Source organism: Pigmentiphaga litoralis, assembly GCF_048632615.1.
Taxonomy (GTDB): Bacteria; Pseudomonadota; Gammaproteobacteria; order Burkholderiales; family Burkholderiaceae_B; genus Pigmentiphaga; species Pigmentiphaga litoralis_B.
Genome location: NZ_CP184479.1, coordinates 93,732 through 109,314, shown reverse-complemented (window position 1 = coordinate 109,314; position 15,583 = coordinate 93,732). Strand labels below are relative to the sequence as shown.

At 64.8% G+C, this 15,583-nt stretch carries 17 protein-coding genes and 1 pseudogene; 7 read left to right on the top strand and 11 right to left on the bottom strand.

Features of this window, described 5'->3' with window-relative positions; translation table 11 throughout:
- The first annotated feature begins 32 nt into the window (after window positions 1-32).
- Genes ACNANG_RS00565 through ACNANG_RS00555 form a run of 3 tightly spaced genes read left to right on the top strand, consistent with a single transcriptional unit; the run spans window position 33 to window position 1,690 of the window.
- Window positions 33-623 (top strand): CsgG/HfaB family protein, encoded by a 591-nt coding sequence (locus ACNANG_RS00565; RefSeq protein ID WP_420225542.1) that lies wholly within the window; start codon window positions 33-35, stop codon window positions 621-623.
- A 9-nt stretch (window positions 624-632) separates the two neighbouring features.
- On the top strand, window positions 633-1,028 hold the full coding sequence (locus ACNANG_RS00560) for a DUF4810 domain-containing protein (RefSeq protein ID WP_420225541.1): 396 nt from the start codon (window positions 633-635) through the stop codon (window positions 1,026-1,028).
- On the top strand, window positions 1,025-1,690 hold the full coding sequence (locus ACNANG_RS00555; protein ID WP_420225540.1) for a DUF799 domain-containing protein: 666 nt from the start codon (window positions 1,025-1,027) through the stop codon (window positions 1,688-1,690). Before ACNANG_RS00560 ends, ACNANG_RS00555 begins: the two co-directional genes overlap by 4 nt.
- Window positions 1,691-1,728: 38 nt before the next feature.
- Here ACNANG_RS00555 and ACNANG_RS00550 read toward each other — a convergent pair whose 3' ends face one another.
- From ACNANG_RS00550 to ACNANG_RS00535, 4 genes and pseudogenes are all read right to left on the bottom strand, one after another.
- A complete protein-coding gene (locus ACNANG_RS00550) occupies window positions 1,729-2,445 on the bottom strand; it encodes an isocitrate lyase/PEP mutase family protein (RefSeq protein ID WP_420225539.1) in 717 nt (238 codons plus the stop codon).
- A gap of 5 nt (window positions 2,446-2,450) precedes the next feature.
- A complete protein-coding gene (locus ACNANG_RS00545) occupies window positions 2,451-2,588 on the bottom strand; it encodes a hypothetical protein (protein WP_420225538.1) in 138 nt (45 codons plus the stop codon).
- 63 nt (window positions 2,589-2,651) lie between these two features.
- A pseudogene (locus ACNANG_RS00540) lies at window positions 2,652-3,436 on the bottom strand (tripartite tricarboxylate transporter substrate-binding protein).
- Between the two features lie 255 nt (window positions 3,437-3,691).
- Window positions 3,692-4,618 (bottom strand): LysR family transcriptional regulator, encoded by a 927-nt coding sequence (locus tag ACNANG_RS00535; protein WP_420225537.1) that lies wholly within the window; start codon window positions 4,616-4,618, stop codon window positions 3,692-3,694.
- A 256-nt stretch (window positions 4,619-4,874) separates the two neighbouring features.
- Between ACNANG_RS00535 and ACNANG_RS00530 the strand changes: the two genes are divergently transcribed.
- The 3 genes from ACNANG_RS00530 (at window position 4,875) to ACNANG_RS00520 (ending at window position 6,736) form a co-directional block, all read left to right on the top strand.
- The gene (locus ACNANG_RS00530; RefSeq protein WP_420225536.1) at window positions 4,875-5,846 is read left to right on the top strand and encodes a tripartite tricarboxylate transporter substrate binding protein; all 972 of its coding nucleotides are present in this window, start codon (window positions 4,875-4,877) and stop codon (window positions 5,844-5,846) included.
- Between the two features lie 18 nt (window positions 5,847-5,864).
- On the top strand, window positions 5,865-6,389 hold the full coding sequence (locus ACNANG_RS00525) for a GlcG/HbpS family heme-binding protein (RefSeq protein WP_420225535.1): 525 nt from the start codon (window positions 5,865-5,867) through the stop codon (window positions 6,387-6,389).
- Window positions 6,390-6,484: 95 nt separating this feature from the next.
- Entirely contained in the window at window positions 6,485-6,736 is a 252-nt protein-coding gene (locus ACNANG_RS00520; protein ID WP_420225534.1) for a GlsB/YeaQ/YmgE family stress response membrane protein, read from the top strand.
- 114 nt (window positions 6,737-6,850) lie between these two features.
- Here ACNANG_RS00520 and ACNANG_RS00515 read toward each other — a convergent pair whose 3' ends face one another.
- Window positions 6,851-7,282: a GNAT family N-acetyltransferase gene (locus ACNANG_RS00515; protein ID WP_420225533.1), complete on the bottom strand. Its 432-nt coding sequence runs from the start codon at window positions 7,280-7,282 to the stop codon at window positions 6,851-6,853.
- Window positions 7,283-7,413: 131 nt separating this feature from the next.
- On the opposite strand from ACNANG_RS00515, the gene ACNANG_RS00510 reads away from it, so the two are divergent.
- A complete protein-coding gene (locus tag ACNANG_RS00510; RefSeq protein ID WP_420225532.1) occupies window positions 7,414-8,364 on the top strand; it encodes a LysR family transcriptional regulator in 951 nt (316 codons plus the stop codon).
- Between the two features lie 99 nt (window positions 8,365-8,463).
- Here the strand turns inward: ACNANG_RS00510 and ACNANG_RS00505 are convergent, their stop codons facing one another.
- From ACNANG_RS00505 to gabT, 6 genes are all read right to left on the bottom strand, one after another.
- On the bottom strand, window positions 8,464-9,450 hold the full coding sequence (locus tag ACNANG_RS00505) for a Bug family tripartite tricarboxylate transporter substrate binding protein (RefSeq protein ID WP_420225531.1): 987 nt from the start codon (window positions 9,448-9,450) through the stop codon (window positions 8,464-8,466).
- Window positions 9,451-9,492: 42 nt separating this feature from the next.
- Complete coding sequence (locus tag ACNANG_RS00500) at window positions 9,493-9,990, bottom strand: 2,4'-dihydroxyacetophenone dioxygenase family protein (protein WP_420225530.1); 498 nt, start codon at window positions 9,988-9,990, stop codon at window positions 9,493-9,495.
- 81 nt (window positions 9,991-10,071) lie between these two features.
- On the bottom strand, window positions 10,072-11,070 hold the full coding sequence (locus ACNANG_RS00495; RefSeq protein ID WP_420225529.1) for a 2-hydroxyacid dehydrogenase: 999 nt from the start codon (window positions 11,068-11,070) through the stop codon (window positions 10,072-10,074).
- Between the two features lie 112 nt (window positions 11,071-11,182).
- The gene (locus ACNANG_RS00490; protein ID WP_420225528.1) at window positions 11,183-12,613 is read right to left on the bottom strand and encodes an aldehyde dehydrogenase family protein; all 1,431 of its coding nucleotides are present in this window, start codon (window positions 12,611-12,613) and stop codon (window positions 11,183-11,185) included.
- A 20-nt stretch (window positions 12,614-12,633) separates the two neighbouring features.
- The gene (locus tag ACNANG_RS00485) at window positions 12,634-14,286 is read right to left on the bottom strand and encodes an acetolactate synthase large subunit (RefSeq protein ID WP_420225527.1); all 1,653 of its coding nucleotides are present in this window, start codon (window positions 14,284-14,286) and stop codon (window positions 12,634-12,636) included.
- Window positions 14,283-15,566: a 4-aminobutyrate--2-oxoglutarate transaminase gene (gene gabT, locus ACNANG_RS00480; protein WP_420225526.1), complete on the bottom strand. Its 1,284-nt coding sequence runs from the start codon at window positions 15,564-15,566 to the stop codon at window positions 14,283-14,285. Before gabT ends, ACNANG_RS00485 begins: the two co-directional genes overlap by 4 nt.
- Window positions 15,567-15,583: the final 17 nt, after the last annotated feature.

The window sequence follows — 15,583 nt, the reverse complement described above, 5'->3', positions numbered from 1 at the left end:
TCAGCGGATGCGCCACCGAACAATCCCGCTCGGTGCCCGTCAAGCAGGTCGCTGCGGCCATCACCCCCTATACCGGTGTGCAACGTCCCGTTGCCGTCGGCAAATTCGACAATCGATCCAGCTTCATGCGGGGCCTGTTCTCCGACGGCGTCGACCGGCTAGGCGGACAAGCAAAGACCATTCTCATCTCCCATCTGCAGCAGACCGGCCGGTTTGCGGTCATGGATCGCGACAATATGGCCGAGATCAAGCAGGAAGCCGGTATTGCCCAGCGGACGCAAAGCCTGAAAGGGGCAAATTACATCCTGACGGGAGACGTGACGGAATTCGGACGCAAGGAAGTCGGAGACAGGCAATTGTTTGGCATTCTTGGGCGCGGGCGTGAGCAGGTGGCCTATGCCAAAGTGAACGTCAACGTCGTCGATGTACAGACGTCCCAGGTCGTTTTCTCGGCCGTCGGCGCTGGTGAATACAGCCTGTCTAACCGTGAAGTCATCGGCTTCGGCGGCACGGCAGGATACGACTCGACCTTGAACGGCAAGGTCCTGGATCTGGCGATACGCGAGGCCGTGACCCAGTTGGTTGCCGGCGTTGAATCGGGCGCGTGGCGCCCGGCACCCTGAAGGCGCGTCATGGCGAAGCCACGTCGCGTCTCTTGCCGCAACACCGCCACCCAAGCCCTTCCTTTCGCCCTGGCGTTACTGACGCTGGTCGGCTGCGCGCAGGCGCCGCGACCGCTGTATCACTGGGGCGGCTACCAGGACCAACTGTACGACTACTTCAAGAACGGCGGAGGAAATGTCGAAAAGCAGCTTATGGCGCTGGAGTCGGACGTGCAGAAGGCACGCGCCACCAACGCGCGCCTGCCGCCAGGCTTCCATGCGCACCTGCGCCTGCTTTACGCGCGGCTGGGAAAAACGGGTGACGTGGTGCAGCAACTGACGACCGAAAAAACGTTGTATCCGGAGTCGGCGCAACACATGGACGCACTAATTGCGCGTTACACCGGTCAAGGAACGAGACCATGATTCGACGTTATCGGAAGGCATGCGTGGTCTTGCTCATGGTTGCCGGTGGGACGGCGTGCACGACGACACCGCCGCCCAGCTACGACTACACGGCTTTCCGTGCGAATCGGCCAGCCTCCGTCGTTGTCCTTCCGCCGCTCAACCGCACGGTGGACGTCAACGCCACGTATGGCGTGCTGGCTCGCGCGACCGCGCCGCTGGCGGAGTCGGGCTACTACGTGGTGCCGGTGGCGGTGGTAGACGAATCGCTCAAGCAGAACGGGCTGGCGAACCCCGACGATATGCATGGCGCACCTCCAGGCAAGTTGCGCGACGTATTTGGCGCGGACGCGGCGCTGTACATGGAAGTGAGCCAGTACGGAGCCAGCTATCAGGTTCTGGCCAGCCACGTCACCGTGTCGGTCAAGGCGCGGCTGGTCGATCTGCGCAGTGGGGAGCTGCTCTGGGAGGGCGCTGCCACGGCGTCCACGGCGGACCGGCAGCAGCAAAGCGGCGGGCTGGTTGAGATGCTGGTCGTTGCCCTGGTGACCCAGATCATCAATGCGGTATCCGACGACCGGTCACAGGAAATCGCAGCTCAGGCCACTACGCTGCTGCTGGGCGCCGGACGGCCCATGGGCATGTTGTATGGACCGCGTTCCCCCAAGTACCTGAGCGATTGAACCCGGTGCCCGGGCCTTGACGTTCCCTTCGTTCGGGCTCAATCCCCCGTCGTGGCGCGCTCCACATCGATCAAGTCCTGCAGGCGGCTCGTTGCGTGCGCCGCCTTCATCTGCCTGCCGACTTCGCCGGGCGCCATGTATGGGTTGGGGGCGTCATTCGCCAAGGCTTCGTAGGACTCCTTGACCGCCTTGTACATGGCGGCAAAGGCGGACCCCGACGACGCGGCCAGGCGGTAGCCGAGTCCGGCCAGGTCGGCGCGTGACAGCGCAAAGGTAGAAAATCCATCGCCAGGCGCAAAGATCATCAGGGGCGCGGGCAGGCGTTCGCCGATGTATCGCATCTGCTCGGGGTCGCGGGTGTGTACGAACAACATGTCGGCGCCGGCCTTGTGGAAGGCTTCGGCGCGGCGCAGCGCGTCGTCCATGCCGCCGGCGCGGATGGCGTTGGTGCGGGCGATGATCAGGGTGTCGGGGTTCTTGCGGGCGGCCGCGAGTTCACGCAGTTTCTGGACCATCAGGTCGGTGTCGATCAGGCGTTCGACGCCCAAATGGTGATGCACGCGGCGGGGCAGGTATTGGTCTTCGACTTCCAGGGCGGCATAGCCGGCGGCTTCGGACAATGCCATGGTGCGGTGCATGTGGACGGGGTCGCCCCAGCCGCCGCCTGCGTCCAGCACGAGCGGGATGTCGCAGGCCGAACGGATCTCCAGGCCAAGCTGGGCCATTTCGTGCACGCTCAGGTTCGCCTCCGTCACACATTTCAGCCAGCCCAGCGACCCCCGCTGACATAGGCAGCTTTGAAGCCTGCGTCTTGCGCCAGGCGGGCCATCATGGGGTTGAGGGCGACGGGCGCGACGATCAGGTCGTCGCCGGCAATCCATTGTTTGAGCGTGTTCAAGGGTGTCTCCGTGATCGTTTGTCTATGGCGGCGGGTATCGACCCAAGGGGGGCGACGCCTGCGTCATTCCACCGTGATGCCGCTGGTCTTGATGACCTCGGCCCACTTTCGCGTTTCCTGCTGCATGTAGCGCGCGAACTCTCTGGCGTCGCCCTTGAAGGGTTCGATGCCTTGCGCGGCGAGCTGATCGCGGACTTCCTGGCTGTCCGTGGCGGCATCGAGCGCGCTGGACAGCTTTTGTATGACCGGTTGGGGGTGCCCGCAGGTGCGACCAGGCCGAACCAGATGCGCGTTTCGTAGTCCCTGACGCCGGCTTCGGCCACCGTCGGCAGGTCGGGGAGCAGCCGGGATCGCGCAAGGCCGGTGGTGGCCAGCGCCGTCAGTTTGTTGTCTTTGATGAAGGCAAGGACGGTGGGGGCGGGCGCGAACATGACCGGGACCGAGCCGGCGAGCAGATCGGTAATGACCTGATTGCTGCCTTTGTACGGCACATGGGTCATTTTGGCGCCCGTGGACATGCCAAACAGCTCCCCCGACAGATGGGAGGTGGTGGCGACGCCTGACGATGCAAAGAAGACCTTGCCGGGCGCGCGTTTGGCGGCGGCGATGAGGTCGGGCACGGACGTGACGCCCAGGCTGGGTGCGACGACCAGAATGCTGGGCACGGTCGCGGCCAGTCCTACCGGTGTGAAGTCGCGGAACATGTCGACGGGCACGTTCTTGAGCAGGGCGGGGTTGACCGAGTTGGAGTTGCCCGCCATGAAAAGCGTGTAGCCATCGGGCGCAGCGCGCGCGACCTGGGCGGCGGCGATGTTGGTGCTGGCGCCGGGCTTGTTCTCGACAACCATCGGCTGGCCGAGCAGGTCGCCCATCTTGCTGGCGATGATGCGCGTGGCGACATCGGTCGCGCTGCCAGGCGGAAAACCGATCACGATCTTGACGGGGTGGTCGGGGAAGGGGGCGTCGGCGGCGTGGCTGACGGCAAGCACGGACGCGGCAAGGCCCGCGGCGATGCCATGGCAAAGCAGTCTCATGATGCGTGTCTCCTGGTGCGCAGGCTCTGCGTCCCGCTACAGCGAATTATGGCGTTTTTCTTAGCCGTGTCAGCAATTTATTGCGGGACACCGGCCTGGGCGGCCGCCGTCTCTTTCGGCCGCTTGCAGGAATTCCACGAAAGCCGTTGCCGCCGGCGACAACGATACGCCCGCCCGGTGCACGATGGCGACGTCGCGCTGCACCACGGGTTGTTCCAGTGGCTTCCATGCCGTGGTCTGCGCATCGGCCAAAGCGGTCGCATAGCCCGGCACGATTGCGATGCCAAGACCCGCTCCCACCATGCCGATTAACGTGCCGACATACGTGGCTTCGAAGGCGGGCGACAAGCCAATGCCCGCATCCGCGCATCCGCGTTCAGCCAGGTCGCGAAAGACGCTGCCGCGGGGGAGGGCGAGGGTGGGCACGTCGGCGAGCTGGCGCCACGCAAGCTTTCGCGCCTTGGCGAAGGCATGGTCTTTCGGAAAGACGGCGACCAGTGATTCCCGAAACAGCAGCATGCGGCCGAGATCGGGTTCGTTGTCGTCGAAGGTGCCAATGCCGATGTCGGCGGCGCCGCTCTTGACGCGGGGAAGCACTTCGTCGGGCAGCGAGTCGCGCAGGGCGAGTTCGATGCCGGGGTAACGCTTGCGGAAGCCGGCCAGGATGCCGGGAAGATAGGTGCTCGACAGCACCAGGGGCGCGGCCACGACGACGCGGCCTTTCTGCTGGGCGACGAGCTGGTCGACGTTGGCAATGGCGTGGGTCAGGTCGTCGAGGATGCGTTCCGCGCTTGCCAAAAATTCGAGGCCGACCGCCGTGGGGCTGACGCTGCGCGTGGTGCGGTCGATCAGGCGGGTCTCGAGCGCGCTTTCCAGTTCGCGCACGAGCAGACTCAACGCGGATTGTGTCAGGTGCATGGCCTGTGCAGCCTTGGTAAAGCTGCCCAGGCGGGCGACGTGGACGAAGGCCTGCAATTGCCGGACGGTCAGATTCATGAGCCTGGCTCATTGAAATATAAGAAAGATTCGTTTGAATTATAAATGTTGGTGCCATGTAATGGCGAGGCTCGCAACGCGCTGGGGCGCGAAGGCGCGAAGCAGGCAGCGTGCAGGCACGGCGCAACACATGCCAGGCACGGAATGCACACAACGACCAGGGCGCGGCGTGCAAGCCCGACCCAACACGTGCCACGCACGGCACGCATACAACGAGCAGGGCGCATCGACGCCTTGCCAGTCAAGGAGACACGACATGCAGACCCGACATGCAGCGATCATCATGGCTGCGGCCATGGCGCTTGCACCGCTGGCCGCCTCGGCTCAGGACGCTTTCCCATCCCGGCCCATCAAGATCACCGTCGGTTTTCCGGCCGGCAGTTCGACCGACGTGGCGACGCGTGTGATCGCCAATAGTCTGGCCGACACGCTTGGCCAGTCCGTCGTGGTCGAGAACAAGCCCGGCGCCAGCAGCGACATCGCAGCTCGCCAGGTAGCGGGCTCGCCGCCCGACGGCTATTCCCTGTTCGTGGTCACGATCGCCAATGCCATCAACACCAGTTCCAAGAGCACATCCTTCATCGATGTGACGCGCAGCTTCGCGCCGGTCGCCATGATGGGCAATGTCCCGAACGTGCTGGTCGCCCATCCGTCGCTGAAGGTCAAGACAGTGCCTGAACTGATCGCCGCCGCCAAGGCCAAGCCGGGGAGCATTACGTTCGCATCGTCGGGCAATGGCACGTCACCGCACCTGGCGGGCGAACTGTTCGCATCGATGGCGGGCGTTCAACTGCTGCACATTCCGTACCGGGGGAGCTCGCCTGCCGTGGCTGATCTGCTGGGTGGGCAAGTGGCCATCATGTTCGGCCCCGCGTCGACGGTATTGCCGCACGTTCAGGCAGGGAAGCTCGAAGCCCTGGGGGTGGCAAGCGCCGCAAGGACAGCGACCTTGCCAATGGTGCCGACCATCGCCGAGGCCGGTCTGAAGGGCTTCGATTCGTCCGTGTGGTTCGGGTTGGCCGCACCGGTGGGCACGCCGGAAGCCGTGACGCGCAAGCTGGCGGACGCCGTCAGAACCGCCGTCAACGCCACCCCGGTCAAGGCGCAATTCCAGGCGCAGGGGATAGAACCCGTCGACGCAGGCCCTGCACAGTTTGGCCGATATATCGGCACTGAAGTGGACAAGTACGCCAAGGTCATGCAGGCCGCGGGCGTGAAACTCGACTGATCATCAAAGGAGTCGAATATGGCGAAGGTCACGATTGCAGAATGCCGTACGTTTTTTCTTGCGGTGACAGAGAAGGCGGCCGAGATGGGCGTGCCGCTGTCAATGGCGGTGGTCAGTGCCGAGGGGCATCTGATTGCATTGGAGCGGATGGACGACGCCGGCTTCATTACGCCGGATACGGCGCGCGCCAAGGCGTATACCGTCGCGGCTTTCCGTTCCATGAGCCCGCGCTTTCAGGACGGCCTGATCATCCAGCAGTGGTTCAAGGAACGTAACCCGCAGATGATGATGAATGCATCGGTGTTCTCCAACGGGCAGATCGTGGCGTCCGGGGGCTGCGCGCCGATCTTCAAGGGCGACGAGATGGTGGGTGCCTATGGCATCAGCGGCGCCACGTCGGACCAGGACGAGATCATCGGCCAGTACGCGCGTGCAAAGGTGGGCTGGAACCACAAGCCCGAAAACGACGACACGCCGGAATCGGTCAAGCAGCACATCAATGAAATCTACGGCAAGGTGGGCCTCGACAAGCGGGCGCTGTAGTCATTGCTGGGAACGTTACTTGCTAAGACGCCATGGCCACCGCGCGTTGCACGATGCAGGGCGCGGTCCCACCTGTTCTTCCCAAGGAGCAATCCATGTTTTCTCTTATCGGCACCATCATCGTAGGATTCATCGTTGGTCTCATTGCACGCGCGGTCAAGCCGGGCGATGACAAGTTGGGTTGGGTCATGACGATCGTGCTGGGTATTGCCGGCGCGCTGGTGGCCGGTTATCTGGGACGTGCGCTGGGCTGGTACGCCGAAGGCGAACCGGCGGGCTGGATCGCTTCGGTGGTTGGCGCGGTCATTCTGCTCGTGATCTACGGCATGGTGCGCCGCCGTGCCTGACCGTTGATTGCCACACGCTTCAGGCGCGCTGGCATGTAAAAAGGGAGGCTGTGGCCTCCCTTTTTCGTTGTGTGCGGCAATGATCCACACGCATGCAAGATCAACGGGCCGCTGTCATGCGTTGGTCTTGCCTGATAGCGCAAACGAGTAACGGTGGATGTCGTCGCGGCGATGCCAGCCCAGGGTTTTCCAATAGCGCGCAGCCGCGGGATGGTCCACGAGGACGTCGACGTGAAGCTTTTGGATGCCGTCCTTGGCCAAGCGCGCGATGCTCGCGTCGACCAGCGCGGTGGCAATCCCCTGCCGCCGATGCGCCGGCAGCACGATCAGGTGTTGCAGGTAGCCGCGCCGGCCATCGTGGCCCGCCATGATGCAGCCGATCACCTGCTCGTTGATTTCCGCAACGAAGCTGCATCCGGGGTTGCGTGTCAGATAGGCTTGCGTTGCCTCCCGGGAATCGGCGTCGCGCACCGTGATACCCGGCGTCGCATGCATCATCGCAAGGACGGCGTCATAGTCGGCCAGTGTCATGGCGCGGATAGTCATGCAAAGCCCCTGATCAAGAGATGGGAAGCCGGTCAGCCTAGCAGAACGCCGGCCCGGCCGGCAAAACGGGCGACGCTCACGCCTTTTGCGGCATTGCCTGCCATGCGGTCAGAAGATATAGTTTTCCCGCCATGGACATCAGCAAACTCGACCTCAACCTGCTTCCAGTATTTGAAGCGCTGTATATCGAACGGAACGTGACGCGTGCGGGTCGGCGTGTCGGGCTGTCGCAGCCTTCCATGAGCAATGCGCTGGTGCGGCTGCGCACGCAGTGCGGCGATCCTTTATTCGTGCGGACGCAGGCCGGTATGGAGCCGACGCCATTTGCCACTGACCTGTCGGTCAATGTGCTGCGCGCGCTGGAACTGGTGCGCAACGGCCTGGAGCAGGCGACGGGCTTCGATCCCGCCACCACCACGCGCAGCTTTACCTTGCTCATGTCCGACTTTGCGCAATTTCTGGTGTTGCCGCCTTTGGTGGCGCGCCTCAAGCAGGAAGCACCGGGCGTCAACCTGCACGTCAGCAATATTCCCCGCGATCAGTATCGGGGTGCGCTGGAGAGCGGCGATGCGGACCTGGCCGTGGGCAATCTGCAGGAACTGCAAAGCGGCTTTTATCAGTCGGGACTGTGGGTGGACCAGCACGTCTGTGTGATGGGCCGGGACTTTCGCAAGGCCGGCCCGAACATCACGATGGACGAGTACATCTCGGCGCGGCACTTGGTGGTATCGGCCAATCGCACGGATCTGGGGATAGACCAGGAATTGGACAAGCAAGGCAGCCGCCGTGATGTCGCACTGAGTGTGCCGAACTATCTCGTGCTGGCGACCGTGCTGGCGCAATCCGATCTGGTCGTGACGGTGCCTGAGGTCATCGCGCATGCGGTCACGGCGTCCAAGGGCGTGACGTGGTGCCCCTTGCCGTTCGAGACGCCGCACTCGCACATCCGCCAGTTCTGGCACGCCCGTTTTCACAACGACACGGCCAATACCTGGCTGCGGGGGCATATCGCCGCGCTGCAGATCGGCGCGACGCTTCGCAAAGTGGGCCAGGACAGCCGGTCGGGTGAAAGGACCGCTTGAGTCAGGCACGACCGCTGACATCCGGCATGCGACGAACGGTCTACCGCCCGGGAATCAGTCGCTAACGAGCTTGAGGCGCGGCGACCGGAATGGCGTCGCCTATTTACCGAACTCCAGCGACACATTGGCCTTCTTGGCAATTCGGTCCCACCGGGCATATTCGGCGTCATTCAATCGCGCGAAGGCGTCGGCGTCGAGCGGCCGCGGTTCGAACCCCGCGGCTTCGACTTTGGCCTGCATCTCGGGCGCTTTCAGACCTTCCGAAATGTCCTTGCCCAACTGCGCGACGATGCTTGCCGGCGTCCTGGAGGAACCGTAAATCCCCAGCCAGCTCGTCACCGCAAAATCGGCGATGCCGGCTTCTCCCATTGTCATGACATTGGGCAAATGCCGGGACCGATACGAACTCGTCACCGCCAGCGCCTTGAGCTTCCCGGCCTTCAGCAGCGGCAACACGGGCGGCAGATTGGAAAAACAGAAGTCCAGATTGCCGTTGACGGTATCCACCAACGCTTCGTTGCTGCCTTTGTAGGGCGCGTGCATCAGGGTGAGGCCGGCAGTCAGCGCGAACAGTTCGGTGGTCAGGTGCGATGACGTGCCCAGCCCGTTCGTGCCATAGCTCAAAGGCTTGGGCGAACGTTTGGCGTAGGCAATGAGTTCGGACACGCTATTGGCCGGGTGGGACTGGGCCACGACCAGCACGTTGACGAATTCCGCCACCTGGGCAACAGGTACGAATGCCGCCTTGCTGTCCAGTGGAAGGTTGCGCACCGTGACTGGCAGGATGACGTTACCGCCCAGGCCACCCACGATCAGGGTGTAGCCGTCGGCAGGTGCATGAGCCACGTATTGCGCGCCGATGACGCCGCTGCCCCCAGCACGGTTTTCGATCACGGCCGGCTGGCCATACTTGCGCAAAAGAATGTCGCCCACGATGCGCGCGGCCACGTCCGTGACGCCGCCTGCCGTGTAGGGCACGACGATGCGCAAGGGTCTGGACGGAAAGGCGTCCTGGGCAATGGCAGGCATATCCCACGCGAGCGCTGCGGCACTGCCGATGACTTTCAATACGGTTCGACGATCCATGGTGCCTCGGAACAAATGAAGGTGCGTAACGTGCCGCGGCCGCTATCGGATGAACTGGTCGACGTAGTCTTCGCCCAGCCCGACGTCGCGGTAGTGTTTGCGGCACATGTCGATCTTGTTGAAGACGTCTTCATACCCGACCTGGCGGCCGGCGTCATCGAGATAGATCATTGCGCCGCTGACATTGAAGAACGTGATCATCTCGTCGCTTTCGCTGTCGGCGTCAACGACCAGGGTGTGGATTTCGCCCGGCGGTTCGAAGGCGAAGGTCCCGGCTGACGCAACCCAGTCGTGTTCCAGGTAGCGCCACGACCCCTTGATCACGTAGGCGAAGACGGGGGCAGGGTGGATGTGGCGGCTCAGCACGCCCGACCGGCGCACGCGCAACAGGTTGCACCATCCGCCCGACAGGGTGTTGAAAAACAGCGGCCGGAACCAGACGTTGGGCGCCTGGAGCACCCAGACGCGCTCGTCGGAGGGAATGGCCTCGATGGCGACTTCCGGCTGGATACCGGTCATCTGCTGCAGGATCTGACTCATGGCAAAACGTGTCCTTGAAGTTGCGTGTCCCAAAGCCCGCGCGTCCCGAAGAACGCGCAGCTTTGGTCATTCCGGCTGCGATCAGGCAGCGCGGCGTTGTGCGGCGGCCCAGGTATCGGGGTTGACCATGGCTTTGGGCGGCTTCCCGCTCAGGGCGTCAAGCAGGTTGGCGACAGCCAGATCCATCATGGCGCGGCGCGTTTCCACGGTGCCGCTGCCCACGTGGGCCTGCAGCACGACGTTCGGCAAGCTGCACAGTGGACTGTCCGCGGGCAGCGGTTCCTTTTCCATGACGTCGAGCCCGGCGCCCGCAATCCTGCCTTGTTGCAGGTGCGCGATCAGCGCGGCCTCATCAACGACCGGACCGCGCGCCGTGTTGATGAGGTAGGCGGTGGGCTTCATCAGGTCCAATTCGGGCTTGCCGACCGACCCACGCGTCTCCGCCGACAGCGGGATGTGGACGCTGACGATGTCCGATTGGCTGAACAGGGCGGTCCGGTCCACGTAGGTGGCCAGGCCTTCGGCTTCGGCGGCCTCGTCGCGGCGGCGGTTGTGATACACAACCTTCATGTCGAACGCCCTGGCGGTGCGGGCCACCAGGGTGCCGATGCGGCCCATGCCAAGCAGGCCCAAGGTCTTTCCGGCGATGTCCATGGTCAGTGGCGCGGCGCCTTTGGTCCATGCGCCACTGCGCACGAAGGCATCGCCCGCGACCATGCCCCGCGCGAGGCAGATCAGCAGGCCGATCGTCAGGTCCGCCACCGCGCGATCCAGCACGCCTGGCGTGTTGCAGACCAACACATCGTGCTCGGACGCCATGGGCACGCTAATGTTGTCGAAACCGACCGCATAGTTGGACACCACGCGCAGCTTGGGCAGGGCGGCCAGCTGCTCCTTGCCGATGGACGTCTTCAGCGTGCACAGCACGCCTTCGATCAGGGCGCGGTCCCCCGCGGGCACGGCTTCGCTCAGGGACGCGCCGGGCGGAACGTCAATGATCCGGCAGGCGGCGGCGACTCGGGCGCGCAGGTCGGCCGGCAGGGTGGCGCTGATGACGACGGTAGGTTGGGATGACGACATGGTTCCTCGCAGCGTGTGGAGTTGAAGCGTTAGATCCGTTGATTGAGTCAGGCAACGGGTTGTCAGGCGCAACCAGTTGCCCCGGGCAACGGTTGCGCGCGTGGGATGCGGATCAGGGCGCCGTGTAGGCCGTCTTGACGGTGGTGTAGAACTCGGCGGCGTACGTGCCTTGCTCGCGGGCCCCATAGCTGGACCCCTTGCGTCCGCCAAACGCGGCATGGTGATCCGCGCCGGCCGTGGGGCAATTGACCGTGACTAGGCCGACCTGCGCATGACGCTTGAAGTGCGTGGCGTGCTTGAGCGAGCCGGTGCAAATGCCGGCGGACAAGCCATATTCGGTGTCGTTGGCCACGGCCAGGGCTTCTTCGTAACTGTCCACCGGAATGACCGCGGCAACGGGTCCGAAGATTTCTTCCCGGCATACGCGCATGCCGTTGTCGCAGTCAGTGAGCAGGGCGGGCGAGAAGTAGAAACCGTCAGTGTCGCGGCGCACGCGCTCACCGCCGAAGACCAGGGTCGCGCCTTCGTCGCGGCCGATGCGCAGGTAGTCTTCGTTCTGCTGCAGCTGGCGCGCGTCGACCACCGGGCCGATGTCGGTGCCTGGCAGCAAGGCGTTGTCGGTGCGCAAAGCGGCCATGCGCGTCTTCATGGCGGCCACGAAACGATCATGGATGCCGCGTTGCACGATCAGGCGGCTCGATGCCGTGCAGCGCTGGCCGGTCGAAAAGAAGGACCCCTGCACGGCGCAGTCCACGGCACGATCCATGTCGGCATCGTCCAGAATGACCAGCGGATTCTTGCCTCCCATTTCCATCTGCACTTTGGCAAGACGGCGCATGGCGGCCTCGGCGATCCGCTTGCCCGTGGCGGCCGACCCGGTAAAACTGATGGCCGCCACCCGGGGGTCATCGAGAATGGCCTGGCCCACCACCGTGCCGCGGCCCATGGTCAGGTTGAAGACCCCGGGCGGCACGCCATGACGGCTGATGATGTCGGCCAGCGCCCACGCGCAGCCGGGCACCAGGTCGGCGGGCTTCAGAACGACGGTGTTGCCGAAGGCGAGCGCGGGCGCGATCTTCCAGGCCGGGATGGCCAGCGGAAAATTCCAGGGTGTGATCAGGCCGACCACACCGACCGGCTCGCGGGTAATGTCGACGTCCACGCCGGGGCGCAGCTGGGGCAGGCGGTCGCCCCGCAAGCGGACCGCCTCGGCGGCGAAAAAGCGGAAGATCGTGCCCGCGCGCCAGGCTTCGCCCGTCGCCTCGGCCAAGGTCTTGCCTTCTTCGCGTGCCAGCAGCCGGCCCAGTTCTTCCTTGCGGGCAATCAATTCCGTGCCGATGGCATCGAGCATGTCGGCGCGCTGCAGGGCGGTGGTGCTGGCCCAAGCCAGCGCGGCGGCCTCGGCGGCGGCGATGGCGTCGTCCACCTGCGACAGGGTGGCTTGCGTGTAGACCCCGACCAGGTCGGACGTGTCCGACGGGTTGATGTTGCGGGTAATGCCGTCACCCTCGACCCAGTGTCCGGCAATGTAGTTGGCATGCATGGCGACTCCGCAAATGGCAATTAAGGAAGGACGACCTCGATCAGCTTCGGTCCGGGCTCGGCCATGGCGCGCCGGAAGGACGCGCGCAGTTCGGCCACCGTCCCGACCCGGTCGGCCTTGACGCCAAACCCGCGCGCCAGGTGCACCCAGTCGACGTCCGGACGGGACAGATGGAGCAGGTCGGTCACGGCGGGGCTGACCAGGTCGTAGCCGTTGCGGCGCATCTCGTTGATGAGGATGTTGTAGCGACGGTTCGACGCGATCAGGATCGTCGCGTCCACGCCTTCGCGTGCCATCGACCACAGGGTCTGGATCGTGTAAAGCGCGCTGCCGTCGGACTGCAGGCCGATGACTTTGCGGTCGGGGGCGGCGATGGCGGCGCCGAAGGCTGCCGGGATGCCCTGGCCGATGGCGCCGCCCGTGAGCACGATGGTCGAATGCCGCTGCGCTTCGGCTGCGATGGCGTTGAACGGGAAGGCCAGGGTCTGGCCTTCGGCCGACACGATGGCGTTGGCCGGCAGATGGGCTGCAACGACTCGCGCGGCCGATTCGGCGGTCAGCGTGTTGTCGCGATCGTGATCCTGGGCAGGCGGGGGAGCCTGGACGGCCTGCGCCGGCAGACGCAGCGTCTCGGCCAGGGCACGCAACACGCCACGCGCGCCTTGGCTGCCGCCGCACAGCGGTACGGTGCGAGCCGGGTCGCCAAGAAAACTGGGATAGCCGGGCGCCCCAAAGAAGGCGACGGGCCGTTTGGCGCCGATCAATGCCACGCAGTCGAAGCCCAGTAAATACGGATGCGCCTGTTCGGCCGACGGGTTGAAGCGCCGGATGGCCGGCAGCCCGCCGCCGTGCTCACTGCGCGCGGGGAAGGTCTCGCCCACGACTTCCACGTGGTTCAGCGACCGGAAGCGCAGCGCTTCGATCAATGCCGCTTCATGCAAGGCATCGGCGCCGAGCAGCAACAGCGTCCGTTTGCCCGCGGCAATGCCGGCCGCGACCCGGTCGATTGCCGCGCTGTCCATGGGCGTGTCGATGGGCGTGGCGGTGGCGGCGTGCAGCGGTGCGTCCATGGGCGCGGCTTGCAGATCCATGGGCAGGATCAGGCTGTGGATGCCGCCGCCCGGGGCGACGACATTGTCGAGCGACTGACGTGTCACGGACGCCAGCGACGCCACCGAGTCGGCGCGATAGACGCCGGCGGAAACGGGTTGCGCAAGCGATTCGATGTCGCTGTTCAGCGGTGGATCGGCCTCGATGTGCCACGACATGTGTTCGCCGATCACGTTGTAGATCGCCGATCCGGCGCGGCGGGCGTTGTGCAGGTTGGCAATCGCGTTGGCGAATCCGGGGCCCAGGTGGGTCAGCGTCATGGCCGGCTTGCCGCTGATGCGGTAATAGCCGTCGGCGGCCCCGGAACAGACGCCTTCGAACATCGTCAGGATCGGCCGGACTTCGGGCACGGCATCCATGCCGGCGACAAAGGGCAGTTCGGTCGTGCCGGGGTTGGCGAAACACACGGTCAGGCCAGAGGCGGCGGCGCTGCGCAGCATCCAGTGGGAACCGGTTTGTATGCCGGCGGGTGCGCGCTCGGCCAAGCCGGCGTGTGCCCCGGTCTGTGCCGCGCTCTGTGCGCCAGCGTGCGGATGATCCGATGCCGCGGAATGGGTCGTCATGCGGTGTGCTCCCGGCGCAGCACATGGGCCAGCGCGGTGTCCAGGATGTCGAGCGCTTCATTGAAGAGGCCGACCGGGGTATTGAGCGGGAACAGGAAGCGAATGGCGTTGCCGTAGCTGCCGCAGGTCAGCAGGATCAGGCCCGCATCCAGTGCTTCCATGCGCAGCGCCTGGGCCAGGGCCGCCGACGGCTTGCCGTGTTCGTCGCTGAATTCCATGGCGATCATGGGTCCCAGGCCGCGGACGTCCGTGATTTCGGGGTGGCGTTCCTGGGCACGCGCCAGGCGCTGGCGCATCGTGCGAGCCAGCAGGTTGCCGTGGTCGAGCAGCGCTTCTTTTTCGAAGACATCCAATACCGCGTGCGCCGCCGCGATCGCCAGGGGCGCCCCGGCGTAGGTGCTGCCCAGGCCACCCGGCGCCGGGGCGTCCATGACCGACGCGCGTCCGACGACGCCGGACAGGGGCATGCCCCCGGCCAGGCTCTTGGCGACCGTCGTGATGTCGGCCGCAACGCCAAAGTGCTCCATGGCGAACATCGTGCCCGTGCGGCCGACGCCGCACTGGATCTCGTCGGCAATGAGCAGGATGCCGTGCGCATCGCATAGCGCGCGCAATTGGCGCATCAGGCTGACAGGCGCGGGATAGAAGCCGCCTTCGCCCTGGACCGGTTCGATGATGATGGCCGCAACGCGCGACGCTTCGACGTCGTAACGGAACAGGTCATGGATCGCGGCCAGGGTGTCCGCCACGGCCGCATCGGTGCCGGCAGTGGGGAAGGGCGCGCGATACACATCGCCGGGCAGTGCGCCAAATCCGATCTTGTACGGCGCGACCTTGCCGGTCAGCGCCAGTCCCATCATCGTGCGGCCATGAAAGGCGCCGTTGAAGCTGATGATCGCGGGCCGGCCGGTGGCGGCGCGGGCGATCTTTATCGCATTTTCGACCGCTTCGACCCCGGTCGTGAAGAACACCGTTTTTTTGGGAAAGTCGCCGGGCACCAGGGCGTTCAAACGCTCGGCCAGGGTGATGTATTCCTTGTAGGGAAGCACCTGGTAGCAGCTATGCATGAAGCGGCGGGCCTGGTCCACGACCGCCGCTTCGACACGCGGGTGGCGGTGGCCCACGTTCAACACGCCAATACCGCCCGCGAAATCGATATATCGCTTGCCGTTTTCATCGAACAGTTCCGTGCCCTGCGCATGCGACGCATAGACGTCGGTTGCAATCCCCACGCCGCGCGGGCATGCCGCGTCTTTCCTTTCGTTCCAAGCCACGCTCACGACCTTCTCCCGATAAT

Coding starts and splice junctions, on each gene's coding strand:
- ACNANG_RS00560 (WP_420225541.1), top strand. CDS start 633: ATGGCGAAGCCACGTCGCGTCTCTTGCCGCAACACCGCCACCCAAGCC.
- ACNANG_RS00555 (WP_420225540.1), top strand. CDS start 1,025: ATGATTCGACGTTATCGGAAGGCATGCGTGGTCTTGCTCATGGTTGCC.
- ACNANG_RS00535 (WP_420225537.1), bottom strand. CDS start 4,618: ATGAATCTGACCGTCCGGCAATTGCAGGCCTTCGTCCACGTCGCCCGC.
- ACNANG_RS00530 (WP_420225536.1), top strand. CDS start 4,875: ATGCAGACCCGACATGCAGCGATCATCATGGCTGCGGCCATGGCGCTT.
- ACNANG_RS00525 (WP_420225535.1), top strand. CDS start 5,865: ATGGCGAAGGTCACGATTGCAGAATGCCGTACGTTTTTTCTTGCGGTG.
- ACNANG_RS00520 (WP_420225534.1), top strand. CDS start 6,485: ATGTTTTCTCTTATCGGCACCATCATCGTAGGATTCATCGTTGGTCTC.
- ACNANG_RS00515 (WP_420225533.1), bottom strand. CDS start 7,282: ATGACTATCCGCGCCATGACACTGGCCGACTATGACGCCGTCCTTGCG.
- ACNANG_RS00510 (WP_420225532.1), top strand. CDS start 7,414: ATGGACATCAGCAAACTCGACCTCAACCTGCTTCCAGTATTTGAAGCG.
- ACNANG_RS00505 (WP_420225531.1), bottom strand. CDS start 9,450: ATGGATCGTCGAACCGTATTGAAAGTCATCGGCAGTGCCGCAGCGCTC.
- ACNANG_RS00500 (WP_420225530.1), bottom strand. CDS start 9,990: ATGAGTCAGATCCTGCAGCAGATGACCGGTATCCAGCCGGAAGTCGCC.
- ACNANG_RS00495 (WP_420225529.1), bottom strand. CDS start 11,070: ATGTCGTCATCCCAACCTACCGTCGTCATCAGCGCCACCCTGCCGGCC.
- ACNANG_RS00490 (WP_420225528.1), bottom strand. CDS start 12,613: ATGCATGCCAACTACATTGCCGGACACTGGGTCGAGGGTGACGGCATT.
- ACNANG_RS00485 (WP_420225527.1), bottom strand. CDS start 14,286: ATGACGACCCATTCCGCGGCATCGGATCATCCGCACGCTGGCGCACAG.